Below are 25084 nucleotides of genomic sequence, written 5' to 3'. Positions count from 1 at the left end.
TATTTCGTTCTATCAATTTTTGTGCTGATTAAGAACAAGCAAGGCACACAACAAAAAATTTTCCAATGGTACCGTAACTTGATTTTCTGTATTGGTTTAATTTGGATTTTTTATGTTGGAAATGTTGCGGGATTAATACCATTTTATATTGGTGGTGCACTTTTTTTTACTGTTTTGGTGTATATGCTCTCGTATTTCTTTTTACACAATCAAACATTTTCATTAGAAAAGTACCAAGGCTCTTCCATTGATAATACATCATCAAAAAGTCTGATGAAGTCAGTCACAAGTCTTTTTGAAAACTCGGAAATATACCTGAATCCAAAATTGACCTTAAGTGAAGTGGCCCAATCATTGGACACCTCACCCAGAATCCTCTCGCAAGTGGTCAATGAAAACAAAGCGATGAATTTCTCAGAGTTCGTAAATTATTATCGGATTGAAAAAGCCAAAGAACTCTTGATTTCACCAGTAGGGAAAAATGAAAAAATTGTTTCCATTGCCTACGATTCCGGTTTTGGCAATATAACCTCCTTCAATTTGGCCTTTAAATCGCTAACGGGTCTTACACCTTCAAAGTATAGAGTATTGCACAGTTCTTTTTAAAGAAAATCACTTTAAAAATCATGATTCTTAAAGTTATAAAGAAATGAATCTTAGTTCTTTGGAGTAAACTTTATTCCATGCGATATCTACTCTTGCTCATTGCTTTGCCCATCATTGGATGCAAATACACTGAGAACCCCCAAACGGCTTTAAAACAGGTCATTCCCAAAAAACAGATTGTTTTGGAGGGATTGAACCATCCCTGGAGCATGGCATTTCTAACAAATACAACGGTCTTGGTCACTGAGAAAGACGGAAGCTTAGTAAAGGCCAACCTTGCAACCAAAGAGAAACAGATCATTAAAGGTTTTCCAGCGGACTTAACAGACAGCATTCGAGCAATCCATTTTGGAGACAATTCTGGAATCTTTGAAGTACTACTCGACCCAAATTTTACGGACTCTCCATGGGTTTATCTTTCATATACCGCCAAAAAAGACGGTTTGGGTACGACTACAAAGGTAATTCGGGCCAAGATTAAAAACGATTCTCTTTACCAGCATGAAACTCTTCTCTTGGCAGAACCCTATACCAGAGAATATTTCCATTATGGGGGCGGTATGACCTTTGGCGCAGATGGAAAGCTTTATATCACTATTGGTGAACGTCTTTTTTGGGAAAGGGACGAGCCCGAAATTCCCATTTCCCAGGATTTGCGGGACAAACGTGGAAAAATTTTTCGCATTAATCCCAATGGGAGCATTCCGGACGATAATCCAAATTTTGGGCCCAGTGCAGTGCCCGGCATCTATGCTCTAGGAATACGAAATGCCCAAGGTATAACCGTACAACCGGGAACTAGTAGTATTTGGTTTAGTGAACATGGCACAATTTTGGGCGATGAAATAAACATACTCAAAGCAGGTGCTAACTACGGATGGCCCAATGAAACCACTGGGAGGCTGCGAAGTACTGACTATACACCTCCAAAATTGGAGGGCACCCAGTTTACTCCCCCAGCTTGGTTTTGGCACCAAACCGTGGCTCCCACAGGTCTCTGTTTTTATACTGGTGATGAATTTTTGCATTGGAATAACAACTTATTTGTTCCTGGTCTTTCACGTGGAAGTCTGTGGCGGTTTACCATTGATGGCGATACCATTAAAAGTGCTGAAGAACTGTTCCTTGATGAAAGGGTAAGGTTAAGAAAAGTAGTTCAAAGTCCAGATGGAAAGCTATTCCTGCTCACCGACGAGGACAACGGAAAAATTATTCAAATAATCCCACAATCGAAATAAATGAAAAAAATACTATTGCCTTTGGCATTATTCATTTCATATATTGGTTTTTCACAATCGGAAGAAGCTTCTATCCGAACAACCTTAAACCAATACTTAGAAGGTTCATCTTATAACAATACGGAAATGATAGAGAAAGCATTTTATAAGGAAGCTGAACTATTCTTATCTAAAGAAGGTCAGGAAATATGGGGACTAAGTCCAAAAGAATATGCAGCCTTATTCGAAAACAGAACTAAAGGGGAGTTCAACGGAAGGGAAACATCTATTTTGGATATTGATATCAACCATACTATTGCCTCAGCGAAAGCTGAGATCAGGATTGAATCCCGAAATATGAGATTCATAGATATTTTCCTTTTAAAAAAACTATCCGGAAAGTGGAAAATCATCAGTAAAGCGGCTACCTTACTACCTGATGAAAAATAGTTGAGGTTATACTTAACTCATCGACGAAGATATTTGTCTATTTCCTTTTTAAGGAAAACCCCTGTTACCACCGTGGAAAGGGTGTCCGCAATAGGAAAAGATATCCACACCCCGGTCTCTTCCCAAAAATGAGGCAAAATCAGAATCAAAGGGATAAAAAAGAAACCTTGTCGAGTTAAGGTAAGCAATAGCGCAGGAATAGCCTTTCCAACGGCCTGAAAATACGCTGCCCCAATCAACTGCAAAGCAATAATAGGAGTGGCGGCAAAGACCAATCGCATTGCAAAAGGGGCATGTTGTAGGACAAAGGCATTTGTTGCCAGTTCCTTTTCGGAAAGCTCCGGTCTGTTGCTTAAAAATAAGGATGCTATCTCGCCGGGAAATACCATAAGTATCACAAATACCAAAGTAGCTACCAGAGCAGCATATTTTATGGCCGTGTAGATAGATTCCTTCACCCGGTCATATTTTTCCGCTCCGTAATTAAACCCAGCAATGGGTAAGAATCCTTGGGTCACGCCAAAAACTGGGAACAGGGCAAACATCAACATTCTACCAATAATGGCATAAACAGCTACCATGGCCTCACCTCCCAAATTGAAGAGAATGTTGTTCATGAGCAGGTAGGTGATACTGGTCACTGCCTGTCGCGCCAAGGTCACAAAACCAAGGGAGCCTATTTCTCTTAAAATGGGCATGTCCAATCCAAAATGGGGCAGGCTTATCTTTAATTCGGAGTTATTGGAGAGAAAGAAGTACAGGATATATACAAAGCACAATAAATACCCTACCGTTGTGGCCCACGCAGCCCCGTGCATTCCCCAATCGAACACATAAATAAAAATATAATCCATGAGCAGATTACCCACTGAGGGGATGATCATGGCAATCATGGCGAACTTAGGCTTTCCCTCGGCCCGGATGACGGTATTACCCATCATGCAGAGCGCCAAAAAGGGAACTCCATACAGAATTATCGTGTAATAGATTTTTGCAGGGTCAAAGATAGCGCCCTTACCTCCAAAAGCCGGAATAAGTGAATCTACGTAGTAGAGTCCCAAGGCCACCATGGAAATCGTAACAATAAGGGTAAGCGTTATCTGGTTGCCAAATGTTTTTAGGGCCTTGTCTTTATTGTTGGCCCCCAGAGCCCTAGAGATGATGCTGGAACCCCCAATACCGATGGCCATTCCCAAAGCAGCAATAAAAAATGACACTGGGAGTACCACGTTTATGGCGGCAATGGCGATGGAGCCTATCCAATTCCCAACGAAAATGGAATCCACCAGAACATTGAGGGACATTACTAGGATACCAATCGAAGCCGGAACGGCCTGTTTGATGAGCAATTTTCCAATGGGTTCTACCCCAAGTTCTTCAGAGGTTACTTTGGCCATGCCAATGCTTGTACTTTGAGAGTGAAATTTATAGGCAGTGTGGTTTCTCCAAAACTACAATGCCGTTATTGAATTTGTTTTTGCTATTGAACCCTAGTTTCTGGAAGCACTTCTTTTTCTTGCCATTCGTTAATCCACGTGCCCATTAATTCGGCCCAATCATCCCTATCATTTAAACAGGCAATATGCTTATATTCTTCACCGCCTGCTTCTTGAAATTGATGCTTTCCCTCCATGGCTATTTCCTCTAAGGTCTCCAAACAATCACTCACAAAAGCTGGGGTGATCACCACCAATCGTTTTTTGCCTTCTTGGGCCAAGCGTTCAAATTCTTTATCGGTAAACGGTTGCAGCCAAGGGTCGCTTCCCAATCGGGATTGGAAGGATGAACTGATTTTGGTTTCATCTAAATCCAAGGCTTTCTTTATCAATTCCGTTGTATCCAAGCATTGGTGTTTGTAACAGGTGTGGTGCGCCACGGAGTTGGTTTTGCAGCATTGCCCATCTATTTTACAGTGGAATTTGGTCGGATCCGACTTTTTAATGTGCCGCTCTGGAATGCCATGATAGGAAAACAAGATATGGTCGTATTCAAAACCTTTTAATCCTTCAGCGATACTTTTTGACAACACCTTTACATAATCCGGGTTACTATAAAATGCCGGCAAGGTGGTCAACTGCATCTCGGGAAAATCCTCTTGCTGCACTTCCATCGCCTTTACCACAACCGTTTCGTAGGACGACATGGCGTAGTGCGGATATAAGGGCACCAGCAATACTTCATCCACCTCTTGTTCCTTTAATTCTTGAAGGGCATTTTTAATGGACATGGAACCATAACGCATTCCCAAAGCAATGGGGAGACTGGCGTGTTGGCGAACTTTATCCATAAATCGTTCAGATATGACAATAAGTGGAGAACCTTCATCCCACCATATTTTGGAATAGGCTTCTGCCGAACGTTTGGGGCGTGTGTTTAGAATGATTCCCCGTACGATGATATTTCGGAGAATAGGATTCACGTCAATAACACGCTCATCCATTAAAAATTCATCTAAATACGGCTTTACATCTTTTGGGGTGGGGCTATCTGGCGAGCCCAGATTGACCAATAAAACTCCTTTTGGCACAGCTTTTTGTTTTAGTTTTCAAAAATACAACTTGGTACCGACTTTGCATTTCCCCTTCCAAAATACTTTCTTATAGGTTAATAATGAAATTCAATCCAGAAATGAAGGCGTCAATTCCGCCCTACTCGCTTTTCTCCCTTATTTTTGTGGGTATGGATTCATTTTACGACAACGTTTCAAAAGAATCATTGATATATCTTGGGGTTACGCTTTTCTGCTTGATATTCTTGTATTGGGCCGCCTCCGTATTGTTGAAACGATTGGGCAAGAATCCCAAATATCTTTTGCCTTCAGGGTCTTTCCGAAAATTGGCATTCCCACTGATCTTGATTTTCGTATCTGTTATCCTTCGGATGAAATCCCTGCGAGATCTATTGAATTTGGAAGATTCTGGTTTTTGGTTTAGAAAAGCAAGTACCCTATTGTTCATCCTTGCCATCACCTGGCTTGTAATTGCTCTCCTAAAGATTGTTAAAAAAGCGGTTATCAGAAATTATGATGTTGGGGAATCGGACAATTTAAAGGCCCGAAAAATTTATACCCAATTCACCATCTTGGAACGTATTGTCATTTTCATCGTCATTATTTTGGCAGCAGGACTGGCACTGATGAGCTTTGAAGAAATTCGGGAAGTGGGCATAAGTATTTTTGCTTCAGCTGGTGTTGCGGGTATTATTATTGGGTTTTCAGCCCAAAAACTTATTGGTACCATCTTGGCCGGTATCCAAATTGCCATTGCCCAGCCTATAAAACTAGACGATGTTGTTATTGTGGAAGGGGAATGGGGCCGTATTGAAGAGATTACATTGACCTATGTGGTGGTGGCCATTTGGGACAAACGACGATTGATTGTGCCTACGCCCTATTTTATTGAAAAACCTTTCCAAAACTGGACCAAGACTTCCTCGGATATTCTCGGCACCGTGTTTCTATATGTGGATTATAAAGTTCCCTTTGATAAGTTGCGCGAGGAACTGACCCGGGTTTTGAACAGTACTGATTTGTGGGATGGAAAGGTGGATGTGCTTCAAGTTACAGATTCCAAGCCCAATTTTGTTGAAGTTAGGGCCTTGATGAGCGCCAAGGATTCATCCACTGCTTGGGACTTGCGGGTCCATGTCCGTGAAAAATTGATTGTGTACCTTCAAGAAAATTATCCTGAAAGTATTGCCAGAACCCGAGTACTTTTGCAGCAACCTGATACGTATGAAAATGAATCTTAGAATATTTTGCCTTTTTCTACTTGTTGGCTCGATGGCATACAGTCAACAAATTACATGTTCCCTAAAGGACAAGTCCTTATTCGAGTCTAAAATTGATGCGTTGCAAGAGGTAAAAGCGTCCAAATTGGGTGACACCCTTGCATTGATTGGCAAGTCGTTTATGGGCATTCCCTATGTCGAAAAAACATTGGAAATTGGCGAAATAGAAACTTTGGTGGTGAACTTTAGCGGGTTGGATTGCACTACTTTTGTGGAAAATGTATTGGCTTTTGGGTCTATGCTCAAACAAGACCAACGATCTTTTGAAGATTTTGTCAAAAATTTAGAAACCATTCGGTATAGAGATGGTGAGATAAACGGTTATCCTTCTCGTTTACATTATTTTACAGAGTGGATTCGAAATAATCAGAAGAAGGGCTTGGTCAAAGATATCACCTCGGAATTGGGAGGTGTAGCACTTAATAAGCCCATCAATTTTATGGGAACGCATCGGTCATTGTATCCGTTTTTGGCGAATGAAGCTAATTTTGAGGCCATGCTTCGAGTGGAAAAGGAGCTGGCTGAGGAAGAACTTTGTTATTTGCCCAAAGACCAGATAGAGAACAAAGAACAGTACATCCAGTCCGGTGACATTATTGCCTTGGCCACTTCCATTAAAGGGTTGGATGTGACACACACCGGTATTGCCATACACCAACCTAACGGCAGACTGCATCTGCTCCACGCATCGAGCAAAAATGGTGAAGTGGAAATTTCTGAATTACCTCTTGCAGATTATCTAAAAGGGATTAAAAGCAACATTGGAATCATTGTGGCGAGACCCACATTACTTTCGTTTTAGACACCATTCAATACCCCCTAAAAGGTGCTGCCTAAATAGTGGCTCATCAAATGATTCTTCCGTGTGGCCCCCTCCCGTATAAAAAGATCGACCTCCATCAAACTCATGGTACCAAGCAATTGGATGATTTTCGCCATTGGTCCCACCCTCATAACTGTTTTCATCCAAGTTCATCAATACGGTAACATTCGGATTCAAGTTCTTAAAGTTGTACCACTCATCACTGCGGGACCATACATCAGGCAAATGTGAAGTTGACGGGTGTGATTTGTCCAACACATGGATTTTTGCACTGCGCACATTAGGGTTGTTTGGGTGATTTGTAAAGTAGCCTCCAACCAGTGTTCCATACCAAGGCCAATCAAATTCTGTATCGGATGCTGCATGGATTCCTAAAAAAGCACCTCCATTTTTAATATAACCTTCAAAAGCTTTTTGTTGGTTGTCATTTAAAACATCAAGTGTAGTACTCAGAAAAACCACCAGTTTATAATTTGCCAAGTTTTGCGGTGTAAAATCTTCCGAAGACTCAGTTTGCAAGGCAATGAACCCATTTTTTCGGCCTAATTCCCGTAAGGTCTTCACGCCTTTTTCAATGGATTGATGACGATATCCACTGGTTTTAGTGAAAACCATCACCAATTCGGGCATTTTTGCATTTTCTGCACCTTCAGTATTGGGTTTATCTTGACTCCATGTAGTTGTTACAAAACATACAGCTAAAAAGGATGATAAGAGTAATTTCATTATTGTGATTTTTATGCGTTTGAAGTTAAATATTTTTTTGGCGTGGTGCCGTATTTCTTTTTAAAAGAAGTTATAAAATGGCTTGCAGTACTGTAGCCCACCTTTAAACCAACTTCATTCACATTGTGTTTTCCCGTTTCCAACATCTTTCGGGCATATTCCATTTTATAATCGAACAAAAAGCCGTAAACCGAGTCCCCATAGATTTGCTTGAAACCTTCCTTTAACTTTTTCAAACTCAATCCTATTTCCGTGGACAACTCAGCTAGGGTAGGTGGCTCTGCCATTCTGGAAATCATGATTTCCTTGGCCATTTTTATACGGCGGACATTGTCTTCATCTGCCAAAAAGGGACATTGTTCCAAATCAGCTTCTTCAGTTTTATTGAAATAGAGAGATATGAGTTCGTATACCTTTCCCTTAATGTAAAGCTTCTTAATGGAAGGATGCAGGTTGTAGTTCATTAATTGACTCAATACCACCGCGATGGCAGGGGAAACCACTTCTTGGGAATAATATTTCTTTTCCTTGTTCTCCCCACTTAAAAATGGGATGTAATCCGCCTCATTGGAAAATAGGGAATGAAACTTACGAATCGTCATCACTACCGATAGCAACCAAGAATTTGGCGACACGGTCAAGTCAAGCGGCAAATCTTTTTGGGTATTGTAGAGCAGCAGAGAATTTTCTTCTGTCACTTCAAGTTGGTAATGCCCTTCATTAAAATTGAACAAGGATTTCCCCTTCAAACAAAAGTGGAACTGGATGAAGGAACTGTCAATATCTCGTTCAATCATTTGAAAATCTTTGGTGTCGTTCTGAATTTTAAGGATATAAAACCCATCTTCCACCAAAATCTCATCATAGGACCCTTTAGCGATATTTTCAATGGCCATATTTGATTTCATATCATGGAGTTTTCAATTTAGAATGACTCTAAATTACACTTACAAATATCTAATTTATCAATAAAAATAGTGTTTTAGCCCGTTTTGGCTAGAATTTGGGATGAAAATTATTCTGTAGGTTATTTATAGTTCCGCTAGCGTTATTTTTTATTGGATAACACACCTATTTTTGTGCTGCGATTTTAATCCTTTATGAGGAATTACAACATTTCCAAACATAATTCCTTCTATGCCATTGGGCTGAGCTACAAGAAGGCTGATGCAGAGGTACGGGGAAAGTTCAGTCTGGATGTTCCAGCCATAGACCACATTTTGGTGAAGGCAAAGGAACTCGGGGTTGATGGTCTCTTGGCCATATCTACCTGTAACCGCACGGAACTTTACGGCTTTGCACAACATCCTTATCAGATTATCAAACTGCTTTGCGACCAAACTCTGGGCACCGTTGAGGAGTTTCAGGAAGTGGCCTATGTATACAAAAACCATGAGGCCATTTCGCATATGTTTCGGGTTGGTACTGGGTTGGACAGCCAAATTTTGGGAGATTTTGAAATCATTAGCCAAATCAAGCAGGGATTTTATAGGTCACGCAAGTTGGGGATGGCCAATCCATTTTTAGAGCGCTTGTGCAATTCCGTCATCCAAGCCAGTAAACGTATAAAAAATGAAACGGAGTTATCGTCCGGGGCCACATCGGTTGCCTTTGCCTCCGTAAAATATATTTTGGACAATGTTCCTGATATCTCCGAAAAGAATATTTTGCTCTTTGGAACTGGGAAAATTGGAAGGAACACCTGTGAAAACCTCATTAAACATTCCAACAACTCCCACATCACCCTTATCAACCGCACCCGTGAAAAAGCCGAGGATGTGGCCGGAAAGTTTCATTTAACCGTTAAGGATTATGGGGATCTTCAGACCGAAATACGGAAAGCCGATATTTTGGTAGTGGCCACAGGCGCCCAATTACCTACAGTTTCCAAAGCATTGATCTATCCTAAAAAACCACTATTGATTTTAGATCTTTCCGTTCCCAAAAATGTATCGGATGATGTGCTGGAACTTGAAAACATTTCTTTGGTGCATTTAGATCAGCTATCCCAAATCACGGATGATGCGCTAGCCAAGAGAAAAGAGTATATTCCCAAAGCAGAAGTGATTATTGATCAGGTGAAAAAGGATTTTCTAAAATGGTTGGAGACCCGAAAATTTGCGCCGGTAATCAATGCGCTCAAGGAGAAACTGAAAACCATGAAGGCCGAAGAAATTGACTTTCATTCCAAAAAAATAAACGACTTCAACCAAGACCAGGCCGAGATGATATCTGAGCGAATCATCCAAAAAATCACCAAACAATTCGCCAACCACCTTAAACGATCCGAGGTAGATACCGAAGATAGTCTAGACCTTATCCAAAGAGTCTTTGAACTGGAAATAGATTCGAGGAAATGAGTAAAATCATAAAAATTGGCACCCGCGATAGTGAACTGGCACTGTGGCAAGCTACCACCGTGCAGGAAAAGCTCGAATCTTTAGGGTTTGACACCACTCTGGTCCCAATAAAGTCCACTGGCGATGAAGTTCTGGACAAACCCCTTTACGAACTTGGAATAACTGGAATTTTCACCAAAACGTTGGACATTGCCCTTCTAAAAGGCCAGATTGACATCGCCGTTCATTCCATGAAAGATGTGCCCACGCAATTGCCCAAAGGCATTGTACAGGTAGCCGTTTTGGAACGTGCCATTTCAAACGATATTTTGGTGCATAAAGGTGCTGGGTTTCTGGAGTCCAATGCCCCAGCTACCATTGCCACCGGAAGTTTGAGGCGAAAAGCACAGTGGCTTCACAAATATCCGAGTCATAATGTGGTGGACCTACGGGGGAATGTCAACACTCGGCTCATAAAATTAATTGAAAACGATTGGCAAGGCGCCATTTTTGCGCAAGCAGGATTGGAGCGCATAAAATTGTTGCCAAAGGATGCTGTGGTTTTGGACTGGATGATTCCCGCACCAGCCCAAGGCGCCATGGTAGTGGTAGCACAAAACAATGATGATTTTTCCATAAAAGCCCTTAAAAAACTCAATGACGCCAATTCTGAATTGGCCACTGCCATTGAGCGTGAATTTCTACGCACTTTGGAAGGGGGATGTACCGCACCCATTGGAGCGTTGGCGCAATTTGAAGACCAAACGGTACATTTTGAGGGTGTTCTGTTTTCTTTGGATGGCAAACAACGTCTTGGGATAAAGAAGAGTGTTCCCATTAAAGAAGCAGAGGGATTGGGAAGTAAATGCGCCAAAGAAATATTGAGCCAGGGCGGAGATAAATTGATGCAAGAAATCCGAAATGAAAACAGTGCTCTCCACTAAAATATTGACTCCTTCCCAAAAAGAACTATTCCTGAATTCCGGGTTGGGCTTGGTGCAATACAATGCCCTGAAAATTGAATTTTTGGACGTTAAAATTCCCTTACGCTGCAAGAACTATATTTTTACGAGCAAAAACGCGGTAAAAGGGTTTTTGCAACGAGCCGAGGGTTCAGATTACTCCGATTGTCAGACGTTTTGTGTTGGCGAAAAGACCAAACGCTTTTTGGAAGAAAACGGTCTAAAAGTGACAAAGGTTGCTGACAATTCATCTGATTTAGCCCAGTTTATTGTAAAACACCATCAAAAAGAGGAATTCTTATTTGTTTGTGGAAACCTGAGACGGGAAGAGTTGCCACAGATTCTTTCAGAAAATAACGTTCAGTATAAAGAGGTTGAGGCCTACCGAACACATCTAAACACAAAACGTTTTAACCGCGAGTTTGATGGAATTCTTTTTTTCAGCCCCAGTGGGGTACGGAGCTATATTCAAGACAACCAAATTGATGGCGAATCCATTTTCTGTATTGGTGAAACCACAGCTGCGGAAGCAGCTAAACATTCAAAACAAATTATAGTGGCCCACAGACCTACCGTGGAAAATGTATTGGTACAGGCCATAAACCATTTCAAAAACAAAGTATGATCAAAAACGATTTGTTCCTAAGAGCGTTAAAAGGTGAAACGGTTGATCGTCCTCCGGTTTGGATGATGCGTCAAGCGGGTCGTTACCTTCCAGAGTTTATGGAACTGCGTAAAAAATATGATTTCTTTACCCGGTGCCAGACACCAGAATTGGCTTCGGAAATCACAGTTCAACCTATCCGACGCTACGGAATGGATGCTGCCATTTTATTTTCTGATATTTTGGTCATTCCGCAGGCTATGGACATCGAGGTGCAGATGAAACCCAACTTTGGGCCTTATTTGCCAAATCCCATTCGTTCAAAAGAAGATTTGGACAAGGTAATTGTTCCCGACATTCAGGATACCTTGGGTTACGTTATGGATGCCATCAGCATGACCAAGGAAAAATTGGCGGATGAGATTCCATTAATTGGTTTTGCCGGTTCACCATGGACCATTCTCTGCTATTGTGTGGAAGGGCAGGGCAGCAAAAGTTTCGACAAGGCTCGCGGATTCTGTTTTACCCAACCGAAAGCTGCCCATGCGCTGCTCCAAAAAATTACGGATACGACCATTGCATATCTTAAAGCCAAGGTCAAAGCAGGAGTAAACGCTGTTCAAGTCTTCGATTCTTGGGGAGGAATGCTATCGCCAGAAGATTATCAAGAATTCTCATGGAAGTACATTCAACAGATTGTGGACGCCTTAAAAGAGGAAGCACCTGTAATTGTCTTTGGAAAGGGCTGTTGGTTCGCACTGAGCGAAATGGCAGAATCTGGAGCCTCGGCAGTGGGTGTAGATTGGACTTGTTCTGCTAAAAATGCTAGATATTTAACAGGTGGTAGAATTACCTTGCAAGGTAATTTTGATCCTGCTCGCTTACTGTCCCCTCCTGAAAAGATTAAGGAAATGGTGACGCAAATGATTCGTGATTTTGGCAAGGATAGATACGTGGTAAATCTGGGTCACGGTATCTTGCCCCACATTCCTGTGGAGAATGCCAAGGCCTTTATCGATGCAGTAAAAGAGTATTCGGAGTGAATCCAATATCAGTATTAAAACGGGTAAGTTTTAAAAATATACTGAAAGTTATATTTATTGGGTTTCAATTTCCGCTATTTGTACTACCAACCTTAAAGGCTACCAAAGATTGCATGAAGACTTCCACAGAACTATATGGCCGACTACATTACAAAAACGGCCCTGCCAATGCCTTTAGGCATGCATTCTGGAACTATTTGATTGCGAAAAGATGTTTTAAATGGCGTAAAAACGAAGCAGTTGTTTTGAACTGGGCCGAAAAAATTACAGATTGGCATGAAAATGCTTTTCCAAACAAACCATTGGCCAAAAAAATGGATTTGCACAACAACGCCGTGGGGAGAACTATTTTTAAAACACATTTTGAGCAGACCGAAGCCAATGTAATCGAGATGTTAAGAAAAATGGCATTGGATTCCATTCCAGTGCATTCATCTTCAGATTTCGCAGATTTTGAAAATCAATTTGTTCACATAACCGAAGCATGATGAAGGATAAATTTTATGCATATATTGAACAACTTCAGGACACCATCACCTCAAAATTGGAAGAGGTGGACGGTTCCGCCAAATTCCAACAGGATTTTTGGGAACGCCCTGAGGGCGGCGGTGGACGAACCCGGGTTATTGCAAATGGTGCCGTTTTTGAAAAAGGTGGCGTAAATATTTCAAAAGTATTTGGAGAACTTCCGGAAAGTATGCAAAAATACTTCGGTGTCTCCGATGCCGATTTTTTTGCCTGTGGCCTTAGCTTGGTCCTTCATCCCAAAAACCCAATGGCACCTACCGTACATGCCAATTGGCGTTATTTTGAGATGTACAATAAAGATGGGGAAATCGTTGATCAATGGTTTGGTGGTGGACAGGACCTCACTCCTTACTATTTGTTCGATGAGGATGCGACGCATTTTCATACAGTTAGTAAAACCGCCTGTGATGCCCATAACCCAGAATTTTATTCAGCCTATAAAAAGAAATGTGATGAATATTTTTGGAATTCACACCGCAACGAAGCTCGCGGCATAGGCGGATTGTTCTTTGATTATTGCAAAGCAAGCGATACCATGCAAATGGAAGATTGGTACAATTTTGTAACAGACGTAGGTGACAGTTTTTTGGAAGCCTATGTGCCCATCATTCAAAAAAGAAAGAACCTCTCTTTTACTAAAGAGCAACGGGATTGGCAGGAAATTCGTAGGGGACGCTATGTGGAATTCAATTTGGTCCATGATAAAGGCACCTTGTTCGGGCTTAGGACCAATGGCCGAATTGAAAGTATTTTAATGAGCTTGCCACCTCACGTGCAATGGCGGTACAACCATCATCCAGATAAAGGAAGTCAAGAAGAAAAACTCATTGAAGTATTACAAAAGCCCAAAAATTGGGTTTAATCCGTAGCTTTGTTAAAGTTGCAAACCAATGAAACAGAAAATTTATCAAATCGACGCATTTACAGATCAGTTGTTTGGTGGCAACCCTGCAGCAGTATGCATACTGGATACTTGGCTGGAAAATGAGTTGATGCAAAAAATAGCAGAAGAAAACAATTTGGCCGAAACAGCTTTCGCCGTTCAAAAGGGAGAAACTTATGAATTGCGCTGGTTTACTCCTGAAATTGAGGTGGATTTGTGCGGTCATGCGACATTAGCCACTGCCTTTGTGCTTTTTAATTACTACGCAGTAGCGGAAAATACCATTCAGTTTTATTCTCCGAGAAGTGGCGAGCTTACCGTTAAAAAAGGTGCTAATGGTTGGATGACCTTGGATTTTCCCACCGATCCCATAGTTGCCATCCGAAATATCACAGAATTGGACAACGCCATTGGCCTTACTCCAACGCAAACATTAAAGGGAAAAACGGATTATGTTATGGTCTACAACTCCCAACAAGAAGTTGAAGCCATATCTCCTAACTTTCACTTATTGAATCAGTTGGATTGTAGGGGAGTAATCGCAACCGCTCCTGGTGATGAAGTTGATTTTGTTTCTCGCTTTTTTGCTCCAAAGTGTGGTATTCCTGAAGACCCTGTTACCGGCTCCGCTCATACTTCCTTATCTCCCTATTGGTCCAAAGTGCTTAAAAAAACCAAAATGACCGCCAAACAACTTTCCAAACGACGTGGTGATTTGGTCTGTGAATATTTAGGCGATCGTGTAAAGATTTCGGGCAAGGCTGTTCCCTATCTCATTGGTGAAATCGATATATGATATTAGCTATAAGTACCAAGCAATAAGCTCTAAGCTATGGGAAACTATAAAAATTATAAGGTTTGGGAAAAATCCCATCAACTAGTGCTAAGGGTTTATAGCTTGACTAAGGTTTTTCCAAAATCGGAACAGTATAATCTTACCTCTCAAATGAACAGGGCCAGCGTTTCCATCCCTACAAATATTGCAGAAGGATGTGGGCGAGAAACTCAAAAGGAATTTATTAGATTTTTATATATCGCTTCAGGTTCTGCCCACGAATTGGATTATCTTTTCCTATTGGCTAATGACCTAGGCTATATTGAATCGGAAATTTTTAAAAAAATTGTTTCAGAAATTGATGAAATCAAGAAAATGTTAGCAGCATTGATAAATACCATAAAAAACTCATTAAACAACTAGCTCAGTAGCTCACAACTGAAAGCTTATAACTTAAAAACATGTATCCACTTATACGAAACCGTCGCCTTCGCACCTCAGAATCCATCCGTAGATTGATTCGCGAAACCCTTGTGACACCAGATGATTTTCTAGTACCGCTTTTTGTGGTGGAAGGAAAGGGCATTAAAGAAGAAATTGCTTCAATGCCCAACTATTTCCGGTTGAGCTTGGACAATCTTGAAAAAGAAGTTAAGGAACTCTGGAACATGGGTCTCTTTGCAGTATTACTTTTTGTAAAGGTTGATGATAACCTTAAAGATAACAAAGGAACAGAAGCAATAAACCCGAACGGATTAATGCAACGCGCCATAAAAACGGTAAAAAATGCCTGTCCGCAAATGTTGGTGATGACCGATGTGGCCCTTGACCCCTTTTCCTCCTACGGACATGATGGGATTGTGGCTGAAGGACAAATCTTGAATGATGAAACTACTGAGGTTCTGGCCGAAATGAGCGTATCACACGCCAAAGCTGGCGCCGATTTTGTGGCACCAAGTGATATGATGGACGGCCGAATCCTTACCATTCGTGAAGCTTTGGAGGATGAAGGGTTCACCAATACGGGTATCATGGCCTACTCCGCTAAATATGCCAGTGCTTTTTACGGTCCTTTCCGTGATGCGTTGGATTCAGCACCTGTTGATATTGCCAATGTGCCCAAGGACAAAAAGACGTATCAGATGGATTATGCCAATCGGTATGAGGCCATCAAGGAAACCCAAATGGACATTGACGAAGGTGCCGATATCGTTATGGTAAAACCCGGCCTTTGTTATTTGGATATTGTTCGGGAGATCAAAAACGAGGTAGAGGTACCCGTTGCAGTCTACCAAGTTTCTGGTGAGTATGCTATGGTAAAAGCCGCAGCAGAAAAAGGTTGGTTGAACCATGATGCCGTAATGCTGGAGCAACTCACAGCCATAAAACGGGCCGGAGCGGATATTATCGCTTCGTATTTTGCCAAGGATTTTGTGCGAGCTCTCGGATAAATATTTCGCTTTTTCCATGAATAAATTTTTTCTTGCATCTTTCTGCTCTTTCATCTTTTTTCAAATGGGTCATACCCAGAATGAACTCATTCATGCCTACCCTTCCAAATTGGGCTTGGACAGCACTTTTATCCATCAAAAAGTGGATTCCATAATGCTTTTGGGCATAAAAGAGCAGGCCTTCCCCGGAGCACAGCTTTTGGTAGCTAAAAATGATACTGTTGTTTTTCATCAAGCGTATGGTTTTCATACCTATGACAGTCTTCAGCCAGTTGCGTTAAATGACCTTTACGACTTGGCATCGGTCACCAAGGTGTTGGGACCACTTCCTGCGCTGATGAAGTTGGTGGACGAGGGAAAACTCGATTTGGACAAACCTTTTAGCACCTATTGGAAACCCTGGAGAAATCGAAAGGATAAAAAAGACCTCACCCTGCGTGAAATATTAAGCCATCAAGCTGGGTTGATTCCCTATATTGTCTTTTTACAAAAAGTCATCAAAAATGGGAAATTGAAAAGTCGGTTTGTTCGAACTACGCCACATAAAAGATTTGAAAAACAAGTCTACGACAACCTCTACATCAACCGTCGTTTTGAGCATAAAATGCACCGAATCATCAATCGCTCAAAGGTCTCCAACGAAAAAAAATACGTCTATTCCGGTCTATCTTTTCTGATTTTTCCAACCTTGATAGAACAACTCACCCAAACTGATTACCAAACCTATTTGGACAACAATTTCTACAAGCCTTTGGACTGCCATACCTTGGGCTATTTGCCAAGCCTAAAACAATGGGTAAATCCAATTGTTCCTACGGAAAATGATACCCTTTTTAGAAAAACAGTGGTCAACGGGTGGGTACACGATGAAAATGCCTCGCTTATGGGCGGCGTTTCAGGTAATGCAGGTTTGTTCGGTACGGCAGATGACCTTGCCAAAATGATGTTGTTCTATCAAAACTTTGGAGCAGCTAACGGAAGGCAGCTCATCTCAAAAGAAACATTCAGGGAGTTTACTACCGTTCAATATCCCAAAAACGAAAATAGACGGGGACTGGGCTTTGACAAGCCATTGCTAAACAACTCAGAACTTCCCCTTGAAGAAGCCTACCCCTCACCCTCGGCCAGTCCTACCAGCTTTGGACATTCAGGATTTACAGGGACCTTGGTTTGGGCGGATCCTGAAAACAAGTTGGTTTTTATCTTTCTTTCCAACAGGGTATATCCTTCAAGAGACCATAGAAATTTGTATGATTTGAACATTAGAACTGCATTGATGGATGTTTTTTACAGAGCACAGAGAATCCCTGATCAAAATTGATTCCTATTCATTATCTTGGTACTCAAGATTTAGCCTATGGGACTACTCATTTTTTATGCCCTTATTTCCATTTTCTTTTCCTTTCTATGCTCCATTTTGGAAGCCGTACTTTTGAGCATTACCCCTACCTTCATCAACGTTAAAAAACTGGAAGGTAAAGATTACGCCGCCACTTTGGAATCTTTAAAGAAGGATGTGGACAAACCCTTAATTGCCATCCTAACCCTTAACACCGTTGCCCATACGGTAGGTGCCATTTTGGTGGGGGTACAGGCCAAAGTCGCTTATGCCGAACTATATGGTTCAACCCAAAGAACCGTACTAGGATTTCAGTTTACGGAGGATTTAATGGTGGGAATTGTCTCAACCATAATGACCATATTGATTTTGGTCGCTTCGGAAATCATTCCCAAGACCATTGGGGCCACCTATTGGAAGCAACTAGCCAACTTTACCGCAAAGGCGTTGACCATCATGGTTTTTGTGCTGAAATGGACTGGATTGCTATGGCTCCTCCAACTGTTTACAAGATTGATTGGCAAAAAAGGACCACATGGGAGTGTACTCAGCCGGGAGGATTTTACAGCGATGACCGACATTGCCCACGAAGAAGGTGTTTTTCAGGAATCCGAATCCAAAGTCATCAAAAACCTTTTAAAGTTTGATGAAATCTTGGCGAAAGATGTTATGACACCCAGAACCGTGATGAAAATCGCCTCAGAGGACAAGACTATTAACGATTTTTTTGAAGCCAATCAACCCCTTCGTTTCTCCAGAATTCCGTTGTACAAAGACCGAATGGACAACATTACCGGTTTCTTTTTAAAGGATGAGCTTATGGAGGCCATAATCAACAAAAGAGGTTCGGAAAAACTTTCAACCTTAAAGCGGGAATTATTGGTATCCAACCGAAGCATTCCTATCCCCGAACTTTTTGAGAAGTTTGTGGAAAAAAGAGAACAGATTTCTTTAGTGGTAGATGAGTACGGTTCGGTAAGTGGATTGGTGACCATGGAAGATGTCATTGAAACCTTGTTGGGTCTGGAGATAATGGACGAAAGCGACAACGTAGAAGACCTTCAAATGTTGGCCAGACAGAACTGGGAGACTCGGGCAAAGCGTTTAGGAATTATTGAAGGTAAGCGTAAACTAAAGTAGTGGAAGTTGCTTATTTACAAACACCTATTGGTTTAGCAGAGTTTCAAGGTGATGAAAATGGGCTTGTCTCGGTATCCGTACTAAACGAGACAAAACCTATTGGTATAATTCCTGAAGTTTTAGAGGATGCTGTCTATCAGTTTCGGGAATATTTTGATGGTACCCGACAGCAATTCGACCTTAAACTTAACCCTATCGGTACCGATTTTCAAAAAAGGGTTTGGGATGCCCTACTTAAAATTCCTTTTGGAAAAACCATTTCTTATTTAGACCTTTCCAAACAACTGGGCGATGTAAAGGCCATACGTGCAGTAGCCTCGGCCAATGGTAAAAATCCGCTCTGGATTGTTGTTCCCTGCCATCGTGTTATTGGGAGCAACGGAGACCTCACTGGATATGCAGGTGGACTGCATAGAAAAAAATGGTTGTTGGAACATGAGAGTCCTGCCAAGCAGACGACGCTCTTTTAATAGTTTACCATGCTTTACAAACTTAACCTGGAACATATCCTTTTTTTGGATATCGAAACTGTACCTCAAAAACCGAGTTTTACTGATTTGGATGAAGTTGCCCAAACCCTTTGGAAACAAAAATCCCAATATCAGCGCAAAGAAGAGTTTACCGCTGAAGAGTTTTACGAACGTGCTGGTATTTGGGCGGAGTTTGGAAAAATCGTATGTATTTCCGTGGGCTATTTTGTTCAGAAAGGGGACATCCGTAGTTTCCGGGTCACCTCATTTCATGGAGAAGAACCTCACATTCTTAACCAGTTTAAACAATTGCTGAAGGACCATTTTAATCAGGCAAAGCATCTACTTTGTGCCCATAACGGCAAGGAGTTCGATTTTCCCTACATCGCCCGCCGCATGGTCATCAATGGCATCAACCTACCCTACAAATTGGACCTTTTCGGGAAAAAACCATGGGAAGTACCCCATTTGGACACTATGGAACTCTGGAAATTCGGGGATTACAAACATTACACATCCCTAAAATTGTTGGCGCATGTATTGGGAATTCCATCGCCCAAGGAAGATATGGATGGGAGTATGGTCAAAGATGTATTTTACGAGGACAAGGATTTGGACCGCATCATTTCGTATTGCGAGTTAGATGTGGTCACCACGGCCCAAGTTTTTCTTCGCATGCGCAATGAGACCCTATTATCTGATGATGAAATCAAGAAGGTTTAAAAATCAATGAAAAAATAACAATTTCCAATTGTCATTCTGAGCGGAGCGAAGAATCTGTTGTTTGGCTAAAGTTTAAAAGAAAGTAGTTTGACACAAATTGCACGAATGAGCACGAACAAGTCTAATGTCTTGATTCTTGAGCTTGCACTTGAAACTTGAACTTGCATCAGTTTTTATAAAACTTCGTGCTTCTTGCCCCTGCATGATCCTGCACCAACAGCACATACAATCCGGAGGCAAGGGAAGAAACATTGATAGCCTCCTCAACCTTTCCCTTTTTGATGACGTTGCCTGAAGTGGTGACAATGGAGTACTGCGCATCAGGGGATAACTGGGCCTGGATGGATAAATAGTTTACTGCTGGATTAGGGTAAACGGACACCTGAAAGTCGTCTTGTGCATAGCTAAACGGTTCGTAAGCTAAGGCTTCCGTTTCCTCCCCATTGAACTCAAACTGCAACACATCCGAAAAATCAGATACCGCATTCTCGGTGCAGATAGAGCGGACTTGCACTTCATATACCTTTCCAACTTCCAAGTTGGACAATTCAAAACTGTTTTCCCATACCATTTCACTGTTCCAGATGTCTGAATCAATCGCTTTGTATTGAATCTCAAAAAGGGTTTCATCAGCCTCTGACCAGCCTATAGTTGAACTTTCATCGGTTGAAGTCACCAATTCTACTCCAATAGGAATTTCAATAGAACACTGTGACACTTGAACTCCAGAAACAATCAATGAAAAATCCTGAAAACCGTTGGTCAAACTTCCCTTATGGGAAATGGTAATGGTATACTCCCCACTGGCATTTTCAACCTCAACTCTTTCATAGGGGTCTACTGAGTTGTCTCCACGAGTTGCGGCATCGGTCGCCCTTGCCGGATTTAACCTCCAGGGATAATAGACTCCTCCAGCCTTGGTGATTCTAATGTCCAAATCATTCATCAAGGCAGGAGTTGTGCTGTTCATTTCTCCTCTGTTGATGTATTCCCCTTCGGGGTCTGTCCATGACAGAGATGCTACTAGCGCTTCTGAACCATTTGCGATAACAGTAAAAGAGTAGGTATCTCCTTCAAGAAGAGTCTTTTCGTTAACAATGGTGGTGTAATCCTTGTTCTGAAGCACCTCAGCAGCAGCTTTGGCATTCATTACACCCCATCCCATTTTATAATCCGGTCCTTTGGCATCAACATCATCTGCAGTGTGCAACGCAATTCCTTTTAAGGTAGCTGCTTTCATGTAAGAGCCAAATAGCTCTTCGTGGTATTGTTGTAACAGCAAAAGTGAACCCGTAATGCCAGGTGCGGCCATGGAAGTTCCCGAAGAAGTTTGGTAGCTTGTGTTATTTTGAGAACTGGTTGAAAGAATGTTGGAGCCATCTCCGGCCAAATCTGGCTTAATACGGCCATCATCCATCGGTCCGAAACTGCTATACCCAGCCACTTTAGCCTCCTTCAATTCACCTTTGCTTCCAATTTCAGTATTGGCACCAGCAATGGTAAGTCCATTTTTAGTAGTAGTGAAGCCCAACAACAAATCGAAACCATCAGCTGTCTTTCCAAAATTAGGAGAGGCATTATCAAACGACTTTTGATTGTTCCCGGCTGCGGTCACCATCAAATAATAAGGTGCGTTGTACATGATACGGTCCCAGTCTTGAGCTACTTTAATATAAGCACCATAATACCAATCGGGAACGCGATCCGACAAAATTCCGTAGGAATGATTGCTCAACAAAAGTCCATTTGCGGCTGCTTCGGCCACTTCAATTTTATCACGGCTCCAATCATGGGTCAAAGCTTTTGCTCCATAAGCTACACCCTTGGCACTGGCTTGAACTCCAGAAGATATTAAGTTACCGGTTACCAAAGTGGCGTGTAGACTAATCTCATCCGTGTTGTCTGCATTCACGGAACGAGAATCGAATTCTTGATGGGTTGGTAGTGCAGCACCAGCATCCCAAACCCCTACTTCCATTCCGCTTCCATCCAAACCTAGATTTAAAAGTCCATCTGCATATAGGGTGTGCGCCCGTGCAGTTTGTGTAGAAGGGTCATTTAAGGTGGTATAAAAAAGTGGGGTTCCATCGGTGCCGATGTCTTTTAGTTCAATTTCAGAACCATTAACGGATTTTTCACTCCTGTTCCAACCTTTTACTTTTAAAAGTTGTTCTATCTTTTGATTTTTATCTTGATGCTCAACTTCCATTTGAGAAATAATGGAAGCCATTTTACCTTGATTGTAGGTAGACTTAATTTGCTCTTTAGCATTTCTGGACTGACCAAAAACTGAACAATATCCCAAAAGCACGAAAAAAATGGAGAAGATTGCTGCCTTAGCCCCTATAGGAAACTTGTAGTCCATAATTAAGTTTAGGTAAGATTTGGACTACTAATATAGATGGGTGGACAATATCTATCGGTAAAATCCCATTTTTTTTCGACGAACTACATAGTGTTTTATCATTATCTGTTGTGAAAATTCACTTTTCTGTTGTGTAATAATTTTCCCTCATCCAAAGTTTGCATTCGTACAATGACTTTTTTTTGTTCAACCACCAGCTACATCCAAATTAGAATGAGCTGAAAACAAAAAACACTGCTGCTTTTCTGGATGAAAACGCCATAAATCCCTACTGCCCAAAATCAGCTTCCAAAACATTGCTTAGATTTGCACTTTAATTGATTGTATGCTAGAAAAGAAGACCATAGAGTACGAAAAAGCGGTGCTCATTGGGGTTATCAACCAAAGTCAAGATGAAGAGAAGGTAACCGAATATTTGGACGAGCTGGAATTTTTGACCTATACCGCAGGGGGTGAGGTTGAAAAACGCTTTGTCCAAAAGGTTGATGTGCCCAATCCCAAGACCTTTATTGGTACCGGAAAAATGGAGGAGGTACGACAATATGTAAAAGATCATGAAATTGGTTCTGTAATCTTTGATGACGAGCTTACTCCGGCCCAGCAGAACAACATTGAAAAAATATTACGCTGTAAGATTTTGGACAGAACTGGGCTTATCCTTGATATATTTGCGCAACGCGCCCAGACCAGTTATGCCCGTACCCAAGTGGAACTGGCCCAATACGAATATCTTTTACCAAGACTGACCGGACTTTGGACACACTTGGAGCGGCAACGTGGGGGTATTGGAATGCGCGGTCCAGGTGAAACCGAGATTGAAACGGATAGGCGTATTGTTCGTGACCGAATTGCATTGCTCAAGAAAAAATTAGTGAAAATAGACCGCCAAATGGAGACCCAACGTGGCAACAGAGGAGCTTTGGTACGTGTAGCTTTAATTGGATATACCAATGTGGGAAAATCTACTTTAATGAACGTAATCAGCAAGAGCGATGTGTTTGCCGAGAACAAACTTTTTGCCACTTTGGATACAACCGTTCGGAAAGTGGTCATCGGCAACCTCCCTTTTTTATTGAGTGATACGGTAGGGTTTATCAGAAAATTACCCACACAACTGGTGGAAAGTTTTAAAAGCACCTTGGATGAAGTTCGTGAAGCGGATTTGTTGCTGCATGTGGTGGATATTTCACATCCCAACTTTGAAGAGCACATTGCCTCAGTGAACCAGATTTTGGATGAAATCAAAAGTTCGGACAAAAAAACCATAATGGTCTTTAATAAAATCGATAAATACACGCCAGAGACCATTGACGAGGATGACCTTGTTACCGAACGTACCTCGGCCCATTTCACTATTGACGAGTGGAAGAATACTTGGTTCAACAAAATTGGGGACCGCGCTATTTTTATCTCAGCCTTGAACAAAGAAAATCTGGATGAATTTAGAAAGCGTGTCTACGATGAAGTCCGGGACATCCATGTAACACGCTTTCCGTATAATAACTTTTTGTACCCAGAGCATTTAGATCAGTACTAAATGTAAAAGGCAAAATGCCCTACTTCATCGACGAACTACTTTTGGATGTCTCGTTGCCACAAGTTTTATGCAGTTCACAACAAAAATTTATAGGGTAACCACATAAAAACTACTTTCAAACTGTTTTTAAGCCTTTAGTGTCCACTGGATCTTTATATGATCTTAACCTACTTTGGCCATGGACTTAAAAACATTGAAAAATCATATTTCACCCCACAAAAATGCCCTCAACATTGAGGGCATTTTTTGTAAGATAGATTTTAATTTTGTCACATTGAGCTCAGTCCAAATGTAACAAATCTGAATTCACTCTTGCTGTTTTAGTCAACCTATTAAAACTTATAGCTCAACCCAAGGGTCCAATAGGTTTGCAATTCATTATCAATGGTATCAAATGTAGCCGTTGGGTCTGGCGTGGGTGCATTGTTAACGATATAGTTCAAGGTTTCCTGCTTGTTGTTTCTCAGACCAAAATCGAAACCAACGCCAATCATTTTCCAAAGGGTATAGGAGAACGAATTAATCCAGGTCCAGTTACTAAGGTCGCTGCTTTCATAGCTTTGAAAAAGAGAAAGGTTACTTTTAAAGTTGACCGCTCCAATTTTTTTGGTGTAATCCGCCACAATCTTGGCACCCATAGAAGATTCAAAAATGGTATCCTCACTGCTGAAGACAAAGTTGTAGTTCAACGGATGGATAACCACTATCAGGTCAGTAATAGGGGTCCATGTGGCTCCGACACCCAAATCCAGATAGCCAGGATCATTGAAGTTGCTCAAAATAGTGGTCCTGTATTCCGCCAAGGCCGAAATAGCAAATTTTTCACTCAGCTTTCTACCATATAGTGAAGAAATATTGAACACATCCGTAGCCTGCCGGAAGCTATCATCATCTGTGGGGTCGTCCTTATCGTCCAATTTAACCCACGCCAAATTAACGTTAGCTGCATTTCGCCAAAAGAATTTCTCTTCCTGCAAATTGGCATAGGCATTTACCGTAAACCCAATATTTCCAGAAGAGTTGTTGGGAATACCTTGGGCAAACCAATTGTTGAACTGTGACAGACTTCCGCCAATGGTACCAAAGGCCCCTATTTTCCAGCCGGGTAGGGCATCTAGTTGGGCTTGTAGGGCATCAACACGCCCTTGAATGGCGGCAATGGAATCTTTTTTGGGTGCCATCTCGGCTTTGATCTCTTCCCCGGTTTGTGCATGGGTCGAAACAAGAGTCAAAAAGACCCCTGCCATAAAAAGTAGCTTCTTCATAGTATGGAGTTTCGTGTTTAGACCCCAAAAATAAGAAATGTCACCATTT

The 25084-nt window shown here is 41.6% G+C and carries 25 protein-coding genes; 19 read left to right on the top strand and 6 right to left on the bottom strand.

All coding sequences use genetic code 11. From position 1 onward, the window contains the following. The first annotated feature begins 273 nt into the window (after positions 1-273). From AB1A65_RS04880 to AB1A65_RS04870, 3 genes are all read left to right on the top strand, one after another. Positions 274-606 (top strand): helix-turn-helix transcriptional regulator, encoded by a 333-nt coding sequence (locus tag AB1A65_RS04880; protein ID WP_366586197.1) that lies wholly within the window; start codon positions 274-276, stop codon positions 604-606. A gap of 77 nt (positions 607-683) precedes the next feature. After that, entirely contained in the window at positions 684-1844 is a 1161-nt protein-coding gene (locus tag AB1A65_RS04875) for a PQQ-dependent sugar dehydrogenase (protein WP_366586195.1), read from the top strand. Next, complete coding sequence (locus AB1A65_RS04870; protein ID WP_366586193.1) at positions 1845-2273, top strand: nuclear transport factor 2 family protein; 429 nt, start codon at positions 1845-1847, stop codon at positions 2271-2273. A 17-nt stretch (positions 2274-2290) separates the two neighbouring features. On the opposite strand, the gene AB1A65_RS04865 is transcribed toward AB1A65_RS04870, so the two are convergent. Together AB1A65_RS04865 and hemH are read right to left on the bottom strand one after the other, a co-directional pair. Beyond that, entirely contained in the window at positions 2291-3670 is a 1380-nt protein-coding gene (locus tag AB1A65_RS04865; protein ID WP_366586191.1) for an MATE family efflux transporter, read from the bottom strand. A gap of 83 nt (positions 3671-3753) precedes the next feature. Beyond that, positions 3754-4800 carry a ferrochelatase gene (gene hemH, locus AB1A65_RS04860; protein WP_366586189.1) on the bottom strand — a complete coding sequence of 349 codons (1047 nt, stop codon included), beginning with the start codon at positions 4798-4800 and terminating at the stop codon, positions 3754-3756. A gap of 152 nt (positions 4801-4952) precedes the next feature. Here hemH and AB1A65_RS04855 point away from each other — a divergent pair, with 152 nt between their 5' ends. Together AB1A65_RS04855 and AB1A65_RS04850 are read left to right on the top strand one after the other, a co-directional pair. Then, positions 4953-6023, top strand: coding sequence for a mechanosensitive ion channel family protein (locus AB1A65_RS04855; RefSeq protein ID WP_366587065.1), 1071 nt, complete (start codon positions 4953-4955; stop codon positions 6021-6023). Between the two features lie 31 nt (positions 6024-6054). Continuing rightward, on the top strand, positions 6055-6864 hold the full coding sequence (locus tag AB1A65_RS04850) for an N-acetylmuramoyl-L-alanine amidase-like domain-containing protein (RefSeq protein ID WP_366586187.1): 810 nt from the start codon (positions 6055-6057) through the stop codon (positions 6862-6864). Here the strand turns inward: AB1A65_RS04850 and AB1A65_RS04845 are convergent. Continuing rightward, positions 6850-7611 carry a ThuA domain-containing protein gene (locus AB1A65_RS04845; RefSeq protein ID WP_366586185.1) on the bottom strand — a complete coding sequence of 254 codons (762 nt, stop codon included), beginning with the start codon at positions 7609-7611 and terminating at the stop codon, positions 6850-6852. The two genes, AB1A65_RS04850 and AB1A65_RS04845, sit on opposite strands and share 15 nt — an antisense overlap. Before the next feature lie 11 nt (positions 7612-7622). Further along, the gene (locus AB1A65_RS04840) at positions 7623-8519 is read right to left on the bottom strand and encodes an AraC family transcriptional regulator (RefSeq protein ID WP_366586183.1); all 897 of its coding nucleotides are present in this window, start codon (positions 8517-8519) and stop codon (positions 7623-7625) included. 192 nt (positions 8520-8711) lie between these two features. Here AB1A65_RS04840 and hemA point away from each other — a divergent pair, with 192 nt between their 5' ends. The 13 genes from hemA to AB1A65_RS04775 all read left to right on the top strand — a co-directional run bounded on the left by hemA (position 8712) and on the right by AB1A65_RS04775 (position 19868). Continuing rightward, positions 8712-9971, top strand: coding sequence for a glutamyl-tRNA reductase (hemA, locus tag AB1A65_RS04835; RefSeq protein WP_366586181.1), 1260 nt, complete (start codon positions 8712-8714; stop codon positions 9969-9971). Then, the gene (gene hemC / locus AB1A65_RS04830) at positions 9968-10894 is read left to right on the top strand and encodes a hydroxymethylbilane synthase (protein WP_366586179.1); all 927 of its coding nucleotides are present in this window, start codon (positions 9968-9970) and stop codon (positions 10892-10894) included. Before hemA ends, hemC begins: the two co-directional genes overlap by 4 nt. After that, positions 10872-11537 (top strand): uroporphyrinogen-III synthase, encoded by a 666-nt coding sequence (locus AB1A65_RS04825; protein WP_366586177.1) that lies wholly within the window; start codon positions 10872-10874, stop codon positions 11535-11537. Before hemC ends, AB1A65_RS04825 begins: the two co-directional genes overlap by 23 nt. Next, complete coding sequence (gene hemE, locus AB1A65_RS04820; protein ID WP_366586175.1) at positions 11534-12559, top strand: uroporphyrinogen decarboxylase; 1026 nt, start codon at positions 11534-11536, stop codon at positions 12557-12559. Before AB1A65_RS04825 ends, hemE begins: the two co-directional genes overlap by 4 nt. Positions 12560-12672: 113 nt before the next feature. Next, on the top strand, positions 12673-13047 hold the full coding sequence (locus tag AB1A65_RS04815) for a hypothetical protein (protein ID WP_366586173.1): 375 nt from the start codon (positions 12673-12675) through the stop codon (positions 13045-13047). Beyond that, positions 13047-13949, top strand: a complete 903-nt coding sequence (gene hemF / locus AB1A65_RS04810) for an oxygen-dependent coproporphyrinogen oxidase (RefSeq protein ID WP_366587062.1) — start codon at positions 13047-13049, stop codon at positions 13947-13949. The genes AB1A65_RS04815 and hemF overlap by 1 nt, the downstream gene beginning before the upstream one ends. A 28-nt stretch (positions 13950-13977) precedes the next feature. Beyond that, on the top strand, positions 13978-14766 hold the full coding sequence (locus tag AB1A65_RS04805) for a PhzF family phenazine biosynthesis protein (protein WP_366586171.1): 789 nt from the start codon (positions 13978-13980) through the stop codon (positions 14764-14766). Between the two features lie 36 nt (positions 14767-14802). After that, the gene (locus AB1A65_RS04800) at positions 14803-15168 is read left to right on the top strand and encodes a four helix bundle protein (protein WP_366586169.1); all 366 of its coding nucleotides are present in this window, start codon (positions 14803-14805) and stop codon (positions 15166-15168) included. Positions 15169-15206: 38 nt separating this feature from the next. Continuing rightward, positions 15207-16196 carry a porphobilinogen synthase gene (gene hemB, locus AB1A65_RS04795; protein WP_366586167.1) on the top strand — a complete coding sequence of 330 codons (990 nt, stop codon included), beginning with the start codon at positions 15207-15209 and terminating at the stop codon, positions 16194-16196. Between the two features lie 64 nt (positions 16197-16260). Further along, positions 16261-17517 carry a serine hydrolase domain-containing protein gene (locus tag AB1A65_RS04790; protein ID WP_366586165.1) on the top strand — a complete coding sequence of 419 codons (1257 nt, stop codon included), beginning with the start codon at positions 16261-16263 and terminating at the stop codon, positions 17515-17517. A 36-nt stretch (positions 17518-17553) separates the two neighbouring features. Beyond that, complete coding sequence (locus tag AB1A65_RS04785) at positions 17554-18675, top strand: hemolysin family protein (protein WP_366586163.1); 1122 nt, start codon at positions 17554-17556, stop codon at positions 18673-18675. Next, complete coding sequence (locus tag AB1A65_RS04780) at positions 18675-19145, top strand: methylated-DNA--[protein]-cysteine S-methyltransferase (protein WP_366586161.1); 471 nt, start codon at positions 18675-18677, stop codon at positions 19143-19145. The genes AB1A65_RS04785 and AB1A65_RS04780 overlap by 1 nt, the downstream gene beginning before the upstream one ends. Positions 19146-19154: 9 nt before the next feature. Further along, entirely contained in the window at positions 19155-19868 is a 714-nt protein-coding gene (locus tag AB1A65_RS04775) for a 3'-5' exonuclease (RefSeq protein WP_366586159.1), read from the top strand. Between the two features lie 166 nt (positions 19869-20034). On the opposite strand, the gene AB1A65_RS04770 is transcribed toward AB1A65_RS04775, so the two are convergent. Next, a complete protein-coding gene (locus AB1A65_RS04770) occupies positions 20035-22233 on the bottom strand; it encodes a S8 family serine peptidase (protein ID WP_366586157.1) in 2199 nt (732 codons plus the stop codon). Positions 22234-22558: 325 nt separating this feature from the next. Between AB1A65_RS04770 and hflX the strand changes: the two genes are divergently transcribed. Next, positions 22559-23770, top strand: a complete 1212-nt coding sequence (gene hflX / locus AB1A65_RS04765; RefSeq protein WP_366586155.1) for a GTPase HflX — start codon at positions 22559-22561, stop codon at positions 23768-23770. A gap of 332 nt (positions 23771-24102) precedes the next feature. On the opposite strand, the gene AB1A65_RS04760 is transcribed toward hflX, so the two are convergent. Beyond that, positions 24103-25035, bottom strand: a complete 933-nt coding sequence (locus AB1A65_RS04760) for a DUF3078 domain-containing protein (RefSeq protein WP_366586153.1) — start codon at positions 25033-25035, stop codon at positions 24103-24105. Between the last annotated feature and the right edge of the window lie 49 nt (positions 25036-25084).

Source organism: Allomuricauda sp. ANG21 (assembly GCF_040705235.1).
In the GTDB taxonomy this organism is placed as follows: domain Bacteria; phylum Bacteroidota; class Bacteroidia; order Flavobacteriales; family Flavobacteriaceae; genus Flagellimonas; species Flagellimonas marina.
Note: the sequence above shows the minus strand (reverse complement) of the source record. Positions and strands in the feature narration are given on the sequence as shown.

Bases quoted from the DNA above. Each gene is read 5' to 3' on its own strand.
- hemF (WP_366587062.1), top strand. From the start codon at position 13,047: ATGAAGGATAAATTTTATGCATATATTGAACAACTTCAGGACACCATC.
- hemB (WP_366586167.1), top strand. From the start codon at position 15,207: ATGTATCCACTTATACGAAACCGTCGCCTTCGCACCTCAGAATCCATC.
- AB1A65_RS04875 (WP_366586195.1), top strand. From the start codon at position 684: ATGCGATATCTACTCTTGCTCATTGCTTTGCCCATCATTGGATGCAAA.
- AB1A65_RS04850 (WP_366586187.1), top strand. From the start codon at position 6,055: ATGGCATACAGTCAACAAATTACATGTTCCCTAAAGGACAAGTCCTTA.
- AB1A65_RS04840 (WP_366586183.1), bottom strand. From the start codon at position 8,519: ATGAAATCAAATATGGCCATTGAAAATATCGCTAAAGGGTCCTATGAT.
- AB1A65_RS04845 (WP_366586185.1), bottom strand. From the start codon at position 7,611: ATGAAATTACTCTTATCATCCTTTTTAGCTGTATGTTTTGTAACAACT.
- AB1A65_RS04855 (WP_366587065.1), top strand. From the start codon at position 4,953: ATGGATTCATTTTACGACAACGTTTCAAAAGAATCATTGATATATCTT.
- AB1A65_RS04800 (WP_366586169.1), top strand. From the start codon at position 14,803: ATGGGAAACTATAAAAATTATAAGGTTTGGGAAAAATCCCATCAACTA.
- AB1A65_RS04790 (WP_366586165.1), top strand. From the start codon at position 16,261: ATGGGTCATACCCAGAATGAACTCATTCATGCCTACCCTTCCAAATTG.
- AB1A65_RS04760 (WP_366586153.1), bottom strand. From the start codon at position 25,035: ATGAAGAAGCTACTTTTTATGGCAGGGGTCTTTTTGACTCTTGTTTCG.
- AB1A65_RS04880 (WP_366586197.1), top strand. From the start codon at position 274: ATGAAGTCAGTCACAAGTCTTTTTGAAAACTCGGAAATATACCTGAAT.
- AB1A65_RS04825 (WP_366586177.1), top strand. From the start codon at position 10,872: ATGAAAACAGTGCTCTCCACTAAAATATTGACTCCTTCCCAAAAAGAA.
- AB1A65_RS04815 (WP_366586173.1), top strand. From the start codon at position 12,673: ATGAAGACTTCCACAGAACTATATGGCCGACTACATTACAAAAACGGC.
- AB1A65_RS04805 (WP_366586171.1), top strand. From the start codon at position 13,978: ATGAAACAGAAAATTTATCAAATCGACGCATTTACAGATCAGTTGTTT.
- hemA (WP_366586181.1), top strand. From the start codon at position 8,712: ATGAGGAATTACAACATTTCCAAACATAATTCCTTCTATGCCATTGGG.
- AB1A65_RS04870 (WP_366586193.1), top strand. From the start codon at position 1,845: ATGAAAAAAATACTATTGCCTTTGGCATTATTCATTTCATATATTGGT.
- AB1A65_RS04770 (WP_366586157.1), bottom strand. From the start codon at position 22,233: ATGGACTACAAGTTTCCTATAGGGGCTAAGGCAGCAATCTTCTCCATT.
- AB1A65_RS04865 (WP_366586191.1), bottom strand. From the start codon at position 3,670: ATGGCCAAAGTAACCTCTGAAGAACTTGGGGTAGAACCCATTGGAAAA.
- AB1A65_RS04785 (WP_366586163.1), top strand. From the start codon at position 17,554: ATGGGACTACTCATTTTTTATGCCCTTATTTCCATTTTCTTTTCCTTT.
- hemC (WP_366586179.1), top strand. From the start codon at position 9,968: ATGAGTAAAATCATAAAAATTGGCACCCGCGATAGTGAACTGGCACTG.
- hemE (WP_366586175.1), top strand. From the start codon at position 11,534: ATGATCAAAAACGATTTGTTCCTAAGAGCGTTAAAAGGTGAAACGGTT.
- hflX (WP_366586155.1), top strand. From the start codon at position 22,559: ATGCTAGAAAAGAAGACCATAGAGTACGAAAAAGCGGTGCTCATTGGG.
- AB1A65_RS04775 (WP_366586159.1), top strand. From the start codon at position 19,155: ATGCTTTACAAACTTAACCTGGAACATATCCTTTTTTTGGATATCGAA.